Raw genomic sequence first — 11,257 nt, 5'->3', positions numbered from 1 at the left:
GGTAGGGATCAGTGAAGAATTACTGAACACCCGAAACCATCTGGCTAAACAGTATCTAAAAAAAGATCCATATAAATTCTAAAAAAGCATTCTGATGAAAGCACTACTTGTTGTCGATCTTCAAAACGACTTTTTACCTGGCGAGGCCTTACCAGCTCCCGATGGAAAGCAAATTATCCCTGTAGTAAACAAACTTATTAGCCATTTTGACCTTGTGGTTGCCTCCAAAGACTGGCATCCGGAAGACTCGGTGCATTTTAAAAAATGGCCTGTGCACTGCGTGGCAAATTCTGAAGGAGCTGCCTTCCCTGATGAACTGGATCAATCGAAAATAAAAACAGTTGTTCTGAAAGGAACTCGAAACAGCGATGACGGCTATTCGGCCTTTGAAGCAACCAACATTCCGCTCAACAACTACTTGCAGGAGAACAAAGTGAACGAACTATACATTTGTGGCTTAACCACGGAGTACTGCGTTAAGAATACCGTACTCGATGCCTTAAATGCCAATTACAAAACGTTTGTTTTTCGAGATGCCGTGGCAGCCGTGAAAGCCCGGCCTGGCGACGAAGAAAAGGCCTGGCAGGAAATGCAGGAGGCAGGCGCCAAAATCGTCTATTCTGGCAAAATTGGCGAGAATAACTAAAGCACAAAAAACGGAAATCGAAGACTAAAAGAAAACCCTTCGCCAGTTGACGAAGGGTTCAAATTGATTGAGTATTTGATGCTTAAAAATGAGCCGAAAATTGAATGCCGATGGACGGAGCTAAACGATATCCGTGGCTGTAACGCTCAAAATACATGTCTCCATACCGGTAATAAACGTGAGGCCCTACCCTGACAAGTTCGCATTGAAATGGCAAATGAGTAAAAACCATGTGCCGGGGAATCTCAATTCGAACGTAGCCAATTCCGTGCTGATGACGGTAGTAATGCCCTCCGTAAAAATAATAGTCGCCATGAGCATGATGGTGAATTCTCACCGGATTGACATGGAATTGCCTGTAAACGTTTCCGTATTTTGGATGGTGATAAGCGTACTTCCTGTCATGCTTGTAATAGTTGTTCCACTGCTGTTTGCTGTAATGATGCTTCTTACTGTGCTTGGCTGACTTATTCCAATGCGCATTTCCCTTCGGCTTATAATCGCGATTGGAATAATACTCCCGGTTATTACGATCTGCATTTGAAGTTCTGTTTGAACCGCGATACTCACGGCTGCTACTTTTTAGCTGTCTGTTTCGATCATCATGCTGATAAGCCCGCTGGTCGTTGAAACGCTTGCTTTCTTTTACCTGACGAACTTCTTTTTTCGACGTATTCCGCTGTGTACTTGTTTCCCTGCGTTGTGCTTCCGCGTTAACTCCTGTCATCACTGCTGCAAGTGTAATCGTCCATGCAATCAGCTTTATTCTTATTGTTTTCATGGCTTCCAGTTTTAAAGTTTAACAATCATTGTGCTGGTGCCTGTATTTACCGGTAATCAGTTGCTTGCTTCATTACAAAGCCCATGCCAATCACACAAAACCCTAAACAATAAGCACTTACAAACATTTCAGCAAACAATCTTTTTTGAGAAACCGCTTTTTTTCTGACAAGAGAATATTAATTTTGCACAAAATTATAATGTAGTGGCGCGAATATTGGCAATAGATTATGGAAAAAAAAGGGTTGGACTGGCAGTGACCGACCCATTGCAGATTATTGCTACCAAGTTAACCACAGTACGCAGTCACGACATCTTTGATTTTTTGAAAGCCTATTTTCAAAAAGAAGACGTAGAAAAAGTGATCATTGGCTACCCCCTTCAAATGAACAATGAGGCCTCTGAAGCCGTTTTGTATATCAATCCGTTTTTGAGACGTTTTCAGAAGCTCTATCCGGAGATGCCCATTGAACAAGTTGACGAACGGTTTACCTCAAAAATGGCTTTTCAAACCATGATTGATGCAGGCCTGAAAAAAAAAGACAGACAAGATAAAGGAACGGTTGACGCAGTTAGTGCTACAATTATCCTGCAATCGTATATGGAACAACAAAAGTACAGATTATGATTTACCCCATTACAGTTTACGGCGATCCGCTTTTACGAAAAGTAGCAGCGCCAATTGACAATAATCTTAAAGATCTAAAAGAACTGATTGATAACATGTTTGAAACCATGTATCATTCAGAAGGGGTTGGATTGGCCGCACCGCAAGTGGGTAAATCGCTACGAATTTTTGTTGTTGATGCCAGTTCGGCTGCCGATGAAGAGGAGCCGGAACTTGAAGGTTTTAAAAAAGCGTTTATCAATCCTGAAATACTGGAACGTACGGGCGACAACTGGGTGATGAACGAAGGATGTTTAAGTCTTCCGGAAATCCGCGAAGATATTAGCCGCCCGGAACATGTAAAAATTAAATACCTCGACGAAAACCTGCAAGAACACATTGAAGAATATGGCGGTTTTGCAGCCCGTGTCATTCAGCATGAGTACGATCACCTGGATGGAGTGCTGCTGATTGACTACCTTAGCCCCTTGCGAAAACGTATTTTAAAAAGCAAGTTGACTGCCATTTCGAAGGGTAAAGTGAATACTGTTTACCGCATTGTTTTACCGGGAAAAAGTAAACTCGCCTGAGTTTCGAGTTTTTTATCCGATTTTGTATCATTCATGAAATAATTAGGGAGATTATAAACTCAAAAACAGCCTTATCGTAAACCGTCAGAAAAAATTACTGATAGAGACATTTTTTTCGCATAACCCCTTTACTAAAATTTTAAGTTTTTTGTTTATTGGAATATTAGCTGGAACCTTTTTGCCCAGGGCCGGATCGATATTTTTGGTCCTGCTCATCAGATTCGGCATACTCGTCACAATCGAACTCAAAACCAAGAGCTATCCATTCTACTGATATCTGTCTGTTTTTTTAAGCTTGAGTTTTATCCTCATGGCGTATCATGCCATTCCTCAATCAAAAATCACAGGTGAAGATCAGCAAGAAGAATATGTTGCCCCCCTATTGGAATAACCTACTGAAAAGCCAAATTCCTATCAAGCACTTGTTCAAATCAACTGGGCTGACACGGCGTCTTTCAACAATCAAAAAATACTGGCCTACTTTGAAAAGTCAGATTCGACCTTCAATCTACAACCCGGCGATCAGCTCGCGGGAAGCAGCCGCCTGCAACGCATTCGGAACCAGGATGATCCTTTTACCTTCAACGATCAACAATTCATGGTTAACCGGGGAGTTTATTACAGTACTTACCTGTGCTTCCGGAAACTATCGCGTGATTGCAAACGAAGAGAATCTTTCAATTTGGTTCCGACTTGGAAAATTCAGGACATCGCTGATTACCATACTCAAAAGAACACATCAGAAACGAAGAATCGCTTCAGGTGATACCGGCTCTGACTTCAGGCCACCGGAAAGAGCTGTCGCCGGAAACACGTTCGCACTTCGCATCGACAGGAGCCATGCATGTTCTTGCCGTTTTCCAGACGACATGTGGGCATGTGCTTACCCTTTCCGGACTCCATGTGGGCATGATCTGCCTTTTCCTAACCACCCTGTTTGGCTTGCTGAAACGATCGCCCAACGGGCGGATTTGTTTTGTGCTTATTATCGGCACCTTGCTTTTACGCGCTTCTGACCGGCCTTTCTCCTTCTTTGCTTCGGAGAACTGTGATGGTTTCTTTTATTTTGATTGGTGCCAGTTAAAAAAACGACCAGCGGCAATTTACAATGCCATTGCAGCCTTGGCCTTCTTTCTGTTGCTCCTGAATCCAAGGCTACTCTCTGAAGTTGGCTTTCAGCTTTCCTACGCTGCGTTCATCAGCATTGTCTTTTTCTATCCACGGTTTGTCAGAAACAGACACACAGCCTCCCAACCTCTATTCTAGATGCAGTTCGTAAGTTAAAGTTGGAAGCACCAATGATCGTTTACCTGGACTCCTGCGAGCAATCTACCAATGACGATCTACTCATCGACAAACAAGTCATATTGTTTTTGGATCAAACTTTTCAAACCACCAAACGTAAAAGAGAACCAACAAAAAAAAGCGGAGGAATTAACAAGAGCAGTTCACACAGAACCTGCAACTTTGACCCATTTTTAATGACAAAAATAGATTCGGCCATGAAAAAGGGAGTATTTTTCAACTCGTCGAGCCAGCCAGTTCGACAATCGATTATTGCTGATTTATAGCGAAATATCTGACAAGCGACTTGCAACAGCCAAACGACACAATCGAAAAACAAGTTCAAAGACGTGGAAATTGTTGTTTTTATACTTTACTTTATCGGGTTGAATTTTTGAAAAAGGAGTGACAAAATATGAAGGTTGTTATTGTAGGTGCCGGCGAAGTTGGAACACACCTTGCCAAGATGCTGAGCAAGGAGAACCATGACATTGTTTTGATGGACGAAGATGCGGATAAACTGTATCAGATATCCAGCCAGGTAGATTTGCTAACGGTTACGGGCATGGCCAATTCATTTCGCGATTTGAAAGAAACCGGACTATCAAAAGCAGATCTGTTCATTGCGGTAACCCCTTATGAAGAACGAAATATTTTTGCTTGTGTTCAGGCAAAAGATATGGGCGTTCAGCGGACGGTTGCCCGAATTAACAACAGCGAATACTTAACCGACAAATACAAGGAAAAACTTCGCACCCTGGGCGTTGATGAATTGATTTATCCTGAAAGTCTCGCAGCCAAAGAGATCGCATCTTCGATTAAACAAGTAGGAACCAGGCAGATGATTGAATTTTCTCAAGGAAAACTGACGCTAATGGGAGTAAAGATCCGAGAGAATGCCCCAATTCTTAACAAATCACTCGAAGAATTATCTTATATCAACTCCGATATCAGAGCAGTAGCAATTAACCGGGAAAGCGAGACAATCATTCCAAACGGACAAGATTCCATACACAATGGAGACATTGTCTTTTTCATCACCACACGAGCCAATCAGAACCGCGTGTTTGAACTGGCCGGAAAAGAAATTTTTGCTGTTCGCAACGTCATGATTTTGGGGGGCAGCCGGATTGCCCAGAAAACAGTTGAACGCCTCGGAGACAGCTACAACATTAAAGTAATTGAGAGTGATAAGATCCGCAGCCAGCAAGTTGCCGACCGTTTTGAAAACATCCTGGTGATTCAGGGAGATGGCAGAAACTTGGAACTTCTGAAAGAAGAACGTATCGAACGTATGGATGCGTTTATCGCGGTCACCGGAAACTCAGAAACCAATATCTTATCCTGCCACCTGGCTAAGAGTTTGGGTGTGAAACGGACGGTTGCCGAAGTGGAAAATATCGACTTCATGGGGATTGCAGAAAATATGGATATTGGCAGCCTGATTAATAAAAAACTGATTGCCGCCAGTTATATCTACAAATATACGCTGGGAGCCAAAGTAGCTCAGGCAAAATGCTTAACAGCGTCTGACGCAGAGGTTTTTGAATTTATCGCCAAAGAGGGTTCGCGCATAACGGAGTACCCCATTAAAGATCTTGAATTTCCGGAGGATGCCAAAATCGGCGGGTTTATCCGTGGTTCAAAGGGATTCGTTGCCAAGGGTGATACCCACATTCAGGCAAATGACAAAGTAGTTGTTTTTGCGCTGCCTTCCGCCATCAAAAAACTGGATAAATATTTTAAGTAATTTAGCAGACCATGCTCAACTTCAAGATAATCTTCCGGGTATTGGGTTTTTTGTTGGTTGTTGAAGGGGCATCCATGCTAGTTGCCATGGGGGTATCGGCCATTTATCAGGATGCAGGACTGACGGCTTTGCTCAACGCGGCCCTGATTTGCCTTGGAGTTGGATCATTCGCCTTGCTGGCTACCAAAGGTGCAGATAAAAAAATTGGGAAACACGAAGGTTTTGTTATTGTAAGTTTGGTGTGGGTGGTTTTTTCCTTCTTCGGAAGTCTGCCCTACCTCTTCAGCCACTCCATTCCATCGCTGACCAACGCATTTTTCGAAACCATGTCAGGTTTTACAACCACAGGCTCGTCTATTTTAAATGACATTGAGTCGCTTCCAAACGGAATCCTGTTTTGGCGCAGTATGACCCAGTGGCTGGGGGGGATGGGAATCATCGTTTTATCGCTCGCTATTTTGCCCATTTTTGGAATCGGTGGTATGCAGCTATTTGCAGCCGAAGTTCCAGGCCCCACTCCGGACAAAATCAGCCCCCGAATCAGCCAAACCGCAAAAAGCCTATGGATCATCTACTTCGGATTCACCGTAGCTGAAGCGCTTTTGCTTTGGGCCGGCGGCATGACCCTGTTCGACGCGGTAAACCATTCGCTCACGACAATGGCGACCGGCGGTTACTCCACCAAGCAGGCATCAATTGCCTATTGGTCATCCCCTTTCATTCAGTATGTCATTATCTTTTTCATGTTTTTAGCTGGAACCAACTTTACCCTCTCCTACCTGGCAATCCACGGAAAGTTTGATAAAGTCTTCAAAAATGAGGAATTCAAATACTACATCTTGTTCATTGTTGGCTTTACGGCAATCATCTTCAGCGGACTGCTCATTTCAACCCAGCTGGGTTTCGAGTTGGCCTTTCGCGATGCTTTGTTTCAGGTTGTTTCCATCATCACCACCACCGGATATGCAACCGCGGATTACCTAACCTGGACTCCTTTTCTGACCATCATCATGTTTGCCCTCTTCTTTTTTGGAGGAAGTGCCGGATCAACGGGTGGTGGGATCAAAATCATGCGGGTTGTTTTGTTGCTGAAAAACAGTTATTACGAGTTGCGACGGCTGCTGCATCCCAATGCGATCATTCCTGTTCGGTTTAACAAACGAGCCGTATCCGAACAAATCATCACCAATGTGTTGGCTTTTTTCATGTTCTATTTTATCATCTTTTTCCTGAGCACCATCCTGTACACCTTAATTGAACCGGATTTGGAATCGGCGATGGGGGCAGTTGCTACTTCGCTGGGGAATATTGGACCTGGACTGGGAAATGTTGGCCCGGCAGAAAATTTTCATCATGTGCACCCGGCCGGAAAATGGTTTCTGTCTTTTTTGATGTTACTTGGACGTTTGGAATTATTTACTGTATTGGTTCTGTTCTCTCCGGCTTTCTGGCGAAAATAAGGCAGATGGGGTTGCTGAGATTTATCGCAGTCGATCAAAAACATTATTCCTGAACAACACCTTTTCCCTGGCGAATAATCACCGGCAGATCAACCGTACAATCGATCACGGTTGAAGCCATGTTATCGCCATAGCCACCATCAATAACCAAATCCGCGAAATCCGCGAACTTTTCGTGAATCAGCTCGGGGTCTGTGGTATATTCAATCACAGTATCTTCATCGTAAACCGAAGTAGAGAGAATGGGATTGCCCAGTTGTCGCACAATTTCACGGATGATATTGTTGTCAGGAACACGAATCCCAACCGTTTTCTTTTTACCTTTGAAATATTTGGGGACATTGGAGTTAGCCTCCAAAATAAATGTAAACGGACCAGGCAAATTTCGTTTCAACAACTTAAAAACCGTATTCGAAATGGGCTTTGTATAATCCGACAGATGGCTCAAGTCACTACATATGAATGACATATTTGATTTTTCAACTTGTACTTTTTTATATTGTGCTATTTTCTCAACAGCTTTCACATTGGTAATGTCACAACCAATTCCATAAACGGTGTCGGTGGGATAAATAATAATACCGCCATCCCGAAGGACTTCCAACACTTTCTCTATGTCGCGCTGATTCGGATTTTCTTCGTACAGTTTTATAAGCATAACAATCGGATAAAGTAAGCCAAATTTAGAACAAAAATATGGAAGCAAACAAGAAAATGCCGAAATTCGCCAAATCTGAAAACCGGACCTTTGCTTGATATCGGCGAACGAAAGCTGAGAAATGGGAGAATGAAGCTGTTAATTGATCGTTCTTTTCATGGCTCAACTTTGCAGCCTGGAATTTAGAACTGCAACTAAAAAGAGTCCCGATCGCTCGGGAGAATTTGAAACCAATTTGATCGTATGAAACGAATAATTGAACTGACCGAAGACGGCTCGCACACGCTGTATCTGCCCGAACTGGATGAGCATTTTCATTCCGTTCACGGGGCTGTTCAGGAATCGATGCATGTGTTTATCAACAATGGCGTGAACCGGTGTCAGCAAACCGAAATCCACCTGCTTGAAGTTGGTTTCGGAACCGGCCTCAACGCCCTGCTCACCTTGCTGCATCGGAAGGAAAAAGTCATTCACTACTATTCGCTGGAAAAATACCCACTGACGGAGGAAGAATTCTGCCAACTGAATTATGCTCAAAACTATTCGAGCGAAACACAAGCACTCTTTTTGCTGATGCATAAAAGCCGTTGGGAACAGCAGATAGAAATTACACCCGGGTTTGAACTCACGAAGCTAAATTGCGATTTACGCACCTTCGATTTATCAGACTTACCTGCATTTGATCTGGTTTATTTTGATGCCTTCGCCCCCGGCAAACAAGCCGATATGTGGACCGATGCCATTTTTCAGAAAATTAGCCGGCAGTGTAAACCAGGAGCAATCATTACAACTTATTGTGCCAAAGGCGATATCAGGCGATTGCTTCAAAAAAATGGCTTCGCAATGCAGCGACTGCCGGGGCCTCCGGGAAAACGGGAAATGTTGTACGGTGAGAAAGACCATTGATCATCAGGGATAATGCAAAAATTCCTTTATCTTCGTAGCTCTTTAAAAATTTAGAATTTTATGTCAGAACACAAGTTTAACGGAGAATTGGAAGAATTTAGTTATGCACTGGGATTGAGCATTTCGAGCAATCTCATACAATCAGGAGTAAAAACTATTGAACCCGGCAATTTCATGCTGGCTCTCGAAGATATCTTTACCGGGCAAGAGCCCAAACTGACACCCGACGAGGCCAATAAAATCTTGCAGGACTTTATGGAAAAACAACAAAGTGGACAGGGAAAAGAGAACCTGGAGCAAGGATTACAATTTTTGGCTGAAAACCGGGAGAAAAAAGGCATTGTTGAAACAGCCAGCGGACTTCAATACCAAGTTTTGGTTGAAGGTGACGGGGAAAAACCAAGCCCGGCCGACGAGGTCAAATGTCACTATCACGGAACATTGATTGACGGAACTGTTTTTGACAGCTCCGTACAACGCGGCGAACCGGCGACTTTCCCGGTGAATGGCGTTATTCAGGGATGGGTTGAAGCCTTGCAAATGATGACAACCGGCTCAAAGTGGCGCTTGTTTGTTCCGTCTGACTTAGCCTATGGCGATCGCGGAGCAGGTGGCGCTATCGGACCACACGCCACCCTTATTTTCGATGTTGAATTACTTGAAATCGTTTAATTTATATCTACAAAACAAACAAATGAAATTTAAATCAATTCTATTTGCACTTGCTGCCGTAATGGTACTGGCAGCTTGTCAACCTCAAGGTTCTTCACGCAATGAAAACCTTGCAACTGCAGCAGATTCTGCAAGCTACGCCATTGGTGTTTTAGTTGGCGATCAAAACAAACAACAGCTGGAATCATCCGGTGCTGACGATTTCAATACGGAGTTGTTGGTGACTGCTTTTGAAAAGCAACTGAATGGCGAAGAAACAAAAATGACCATTGAGGACGCACGGACTTACATTCAGTCTTATTTCCAAAAAATGGCCGAAGCAGAAGGCGTAAACAACCGGACAGAAGGTGAAGCATTTTTAGCCTCGAATAAAGAAAAGGACGGAATTGTTGTCACAGAAAGTGGACTTCAGTACGAAATTCTTGAAGTAGGCGACGGACCAAAACCAACAGCCGATCAGCAAGTAAAAGTACACTATACCGGTACTTTGCTCGACGGAACTGTTTTCGACAGCTCGGTTGAACGTGGCGAACCAGCTACTTTTGGAGTTGGACAAGTGATTCCGGGATGGACAGAAGCATTGCAATTAATGCCCGAAGGATCAAAATGGAAAGTTTATATTCCTGGCGATTTAGCATATGGCGAACGTGGTGCCGGAGCCGATATTGGTCCAAACGCAACCTTGATTTTCGAAGTCGAGTTGCTGGAAGTAATCGAATAGATCATTCTTGAAAACTTTTTATAAACCCCTGGTTAATTTTTCCCAGGGGTATTTTTTTCTCCTTATTTTTGGAACCAGAAAAAAAATATTGAACCATGAGTTTAGAATTAAAAGGTAAGATAAACCAAGTCTTAAATGTTGCATCCGGAGTAAGCAAAGCCGGAAAAGAATGGAAAAAGCAGGAATTTGTAATTGAAACTGCTGATGACCAGTTTCCAAAACAAGTGTGCTTTACCCTGTTCAACGATAAAATTTCCTTATTGGAAGGATTGAACGCCGGCGAAGAGGTGAATGTTTCATTTTCAGTTGAATCGCGCGAATTCAACGGTCGTTGGTACCACAACATCAACGCCTGGCGAATTGACCGGTTGGCAGCCGGAGAACCCCAGGGTGACTTTCCTCCGGGATTTACGCCAGATGACATTCCCCCGGAGGCAGCAGACAAGGATGACCTTCCATTTTAAGTAAGATACAGCAGGCGGGGTTTTCACACTCCGCCTTTTTTGGCTCATAAAACTCCACCACACCCGTTCTCCAGCAAGCCAACCCACTGATATCCGGCGAATATCACGCCACTAGTCAGCCATCTCGTCCGGCGCTCTGTGGTCTGTTTTTTTCAACTTCACGATTAACGACCGGACTTCTTTCAACTGGTCAACCGACAATTCCTGCAATTGCTCGCATGTATTCAGGGGGACTTGCTCACGAACCAGCGATTGCAGCGGGTGGATTTCGGGCAAGGCCGCATCGTGGTCTTCCACCCTCTTCAACAAATCGTTGGGCATACAGTACAAAGAGCGGCATAGCGCGCAGATGTGATTTGGCTTTAGGTGCGCCACTTTTCAGTTAACCAAGCACGTGGCCAGATTGGGCGACAAGCCTGGCTTGATTAAGAAATTGAAGGGACTGCCAATTTATTTGATTTCGAGCAGGCAGCGAATGGTAAATTGTAACATGATCGATAAACGATTTAGTACACAACAATCGTTTCCCTATAATTACTAGCACCTGCTCCTCTAAAATTCATACCTATCTTCGGAAAACTCGTATGTCCTCTGATAAAATAATACCCATTCTATCAAAACTACTTATTCATCTAACAGAACTAGTTCTTTATTTATCAATACTCGATTCAACTTTTTTCAAAACCAGAAGTTATTTTTACCATGCGAATACTCCTTTT

General features: G+C 43.5%; 13 protein-coding genes. 10 read left to right on the top strand and 3 right to left on the bottom strand.

What is annotated here, in order from left to right; all coding sequences use genetic code 11:
• Positions 1 to 94 precede the first annotated feature (94 nt).
• Positions 95 to 646, top strand: coding sequence for a nicotinamidase (locus AAC033_RS16590; protein WP_339740170.1), 552 nt, complete (start codon positions 95 to 97; stop codon positions 644 to 646).
• Between the two features lie 82 nt (positions 647 to 728).
• On the opposite strand, the gene AAC033_RS16585 is transcribed toward AAC033_RS16590, so the two are convergent.
• Positions 729 to 1,427 carry a hypothetical protein gene (locus AAC033_RS16585; protein ID WP_339740168.1) on the bottom strand — a complete coding sequence of 233 codons (699 nt, stop codon included), beginning with the start codon at positions 1,425 to 1,427 and terminating at the stop codon, positions 729 to 731.
• A gap of 204 nt (positions 1,428 to 1,631) precedes the next feature.
• On the opposite strand from AAC033_RS16585, the gene ruvX reads away from it, so the two are divergent.
• The 5 genes from ruvX (at position 1,632) to AAC033_RS16560 (ending at position 7,117) form a co-directional block, all read left to right on the top strand.
• Positions 1,632 to 2,054: a Holliday junction resolvase RuvX gene (ruvX, locus tag AAC033_RS16580; RefSeq protein WP_339740166.1), complete on the top strand. Its 423-nt coding sequence runs from the start codon at positions 1,632 to 1,634 to the stop codon at positions 2,052 to 2,054.
• The gene (gene def, locus AAC033_RS16575; protein ID WP_339740164.1) at positions 2,051 to 2,623 is read left to right on the top strand and encodes a peptide deformylase; all 573 of its coding nucleotides are present in this window, start codon (positions 2,051 to 2,053) and stop codon (positions 2,621 to 2,623) included. Before ruvX ends, def begins: the two co-directional genes overlap by 4 nt.
• Positions 2,624 to 3,385: 762 nt before the next feature.
• On the top strand, positions 3,386 to 3,889 hold the full coding sequence (locus AAC033_RS16570) for a ComEC/Rec2 family competence protein (protein ID WP_339740162.1): 504 nt from the start codon (positions 3,386 to 3,388) through the stop codon (positions 3,887 to 3,889).
• Positions 3,890 to 4,322: 433 nt separating this feature from the next.
• On the top strand, positions 4,323 to 5,657 hold the full coding sequence (trkA, locus tag AAC033_RS16565) for a Trk system potassium transporter TrkA (RefSeq protein ID WP_339740160.1): 1,335 nt from the start codon (positions 4,323 to 4,325) through the stop codon (positions 5,655 to 5,657).
• Positions 5,658 to 5,668: 11 nt separating this feature from the next.
• A complete protein-coding gene (locus tag AAC033_RS16560) occupies positions 5,669 to 7,117 on the top strand; it encodes a potassium transporter TrkG (protein ID WP_339740158.1) in 1,449 nt (482 codons plus the stop codon).
• Between the two features lie 43 nt (positions 7,118 to 7,160).
• On the opposite strand, the gene AAC033_RS16555 is transcribed toward AAC033_RS16560, so the two are convergent.
• Complete coding sequence (locus tag AAC033_RS16555; RefSeq protein WP_339740156.1) at positions 7,161 to 7,775, bottom strand: L-threonylcarbamoyladenylate synthase; 615 nt, start codon at positions 7,773 to 7,775, stop codon at positions 7,161 to 7,163.
• A 243-nt stretch (positions 7,776 to 8,018) separates the two neighbouring features.
• Between AAC033_RS16555 and mnmD the strand changes: the two genes are divergently transcribed.
• From mnmD to AAC033_RS16535, 4 genes are all read left to right on the top strand, one after another.
• Positions 8,019 to 8,681, top strand: a complete 663-nt coding sequence (gene mnmD, locus AAC033_RS16550; protein WP_339740154.1) for a tRNA (5-methylaminomethyl-2-thiouridine)(34)-methyltransferase MnmD — start codon at positions 8,019 to 8,021, stop codon at positions 8,679 to 8,681.
• A 60-nt stretch (positions 8,682 to 8,741) separates the two neighbouring features.
• Positions 8,742 to 9,353 carry an FKBP-type peptidyl-prolyl cis-trans isomerase gene (locus AAC033_RS16545; protein WP_339740152.1) on the top strand — a complete coding sequence of 204 codons (612 nt, stop codon included), beginning with the start codon at positions 8,742 to 8,744 and terminating at the stop codon, positions 9,351 to 9,353.
• A gap of 22 nt (positions 9,354 to 9,375) precedes the next feature.
• Entirely contained in the window at positions 9,376 to 10,074 is a 699-nt protein-coding gene (locus AAC033_RS16540; protein WP_339740150.1) for an FKBP-type peptidyl-prolyl cis-trans isomerase, read from the top strand.
• A 95-nt stretch (positions 10,075 to 10,169) separates the two neighbouring features.
• The gene (locus AAC033_RS16535) at positions 10,170 to 10,538 is read left to right on the top strand and encodes a DUF3127 domain-containing protein (RefSeq protein ID WP_339740147.1); all 369 of its coding nucleotides are present in this window, start codon (positions 10,170 to 10,172) and stop codon (positions 10,536 to 10,538) included.
• A gap of 111 nt (positions 10,539 to 10,649) precedes the next feature.
• Here AAC033_RS16535 and AAC033_RS16530 read toward each other — a convergent pair whose 3' ends face one another.
• A complete protein-coding gene (locus tag AAC033_RS16530) occupies positions 10,650 to 10,913 on the bottom strand; it encodes a hypothetical protein (RefSeq protein ID WP_339740145.1) in 264 nt (87 codons plus the stop codon).
• Positions 10,914 to 11,257 lie beyond the last annotated feature (344 nt).

It is taken from the genome of uncultured Sunxiuqinia sp. (assembly GCF_963974515.1).
Lineage (GTDB): Bacteria > Bacteroidota > Bacteroidia > Bacteroidales > Prolixibacteraceae > Sunxiuqinia.
The sequence above is the reverse complement of the archived record's forward strand: the minus strand, read 5'-3'. Positions and strand labels throughout refer to the sequence as shown.

What these genes read in the sequence shown, in the direction of transcription:
- AAC033_RS16590 (WP_339740170.1), top strand. Translation starts at nt 95, where the DNA reads ATGAAAGCACTACTTGTTGTCGATCTTCAAAACGACTTTTTACCTGGC.
- AAC033_RS16585 (WP_339740168.1), bottom strand. Translation starts at nt 1,427, where the DNA reads ATGAAAACAATAAGAATAAAGCTGATTGCATGGACGATTACACTTGCA.
- def (WP_339740164.1), top strand. Translation starts at nt 2,051, where the DNA reads ATGATTTACCCCATTACAGTTTACGGCGATCCGCTTTTACGAAAAGTA.
- trkA (WP_339740160.1), top strand. Translation starts at nt 4,323, where the DNA reads ATGAAGGTTGTTATTGTAGGTGCCGGCGAAGTTGGAACACACCTTGCC.
- AAC033_RS16560 (WP_339740158.1), top strand. Translation starts at nt 5,669, where the DNA reads ATGCTCAACTTCAAGATAATCTTCCGGGTATTGGGTTTTTTGTTGGTT.
- AAC033_RS16555 (WP_339740156.1), bottom strand. Translation starts at nt 7,775, where the DNA reads ATGCTTATAAAACTGTACGAAGAAAATCCGAATCAGCGCGACATAGAG.
- mnmD (WP_339740154.1), top strand. Translation starts at nt 8,019, where the DNA reads ATGAAACGAATAATTGAACTGACCGAAGACGGCTCGCACACGCTGTAT.
- AAC033_RS16545 (WP_339740152.1), top strand. Translation starts at nt 8,742, where the DNA reads ATGTCAGAACACAAGTTTAACGGAGAATTGGAAGAATTTAGTTATGCA.
- AAC033_RS16540 (WP_339740150.1), top strand. Translation starts at nt 9,376, where the DNA reads ATGAAATTTAAATCAATTCTATTTGCACTTGCTGCCGTAATGGTACTG.
- AAC033_RS16535 (WP_339740147.1), top strand. Translation starts at nt 10,170, where the DNA reads ATGAGTTTAGAATTAAAAGGTAAGATAAACCAAGTCTTAAATGTTGCA.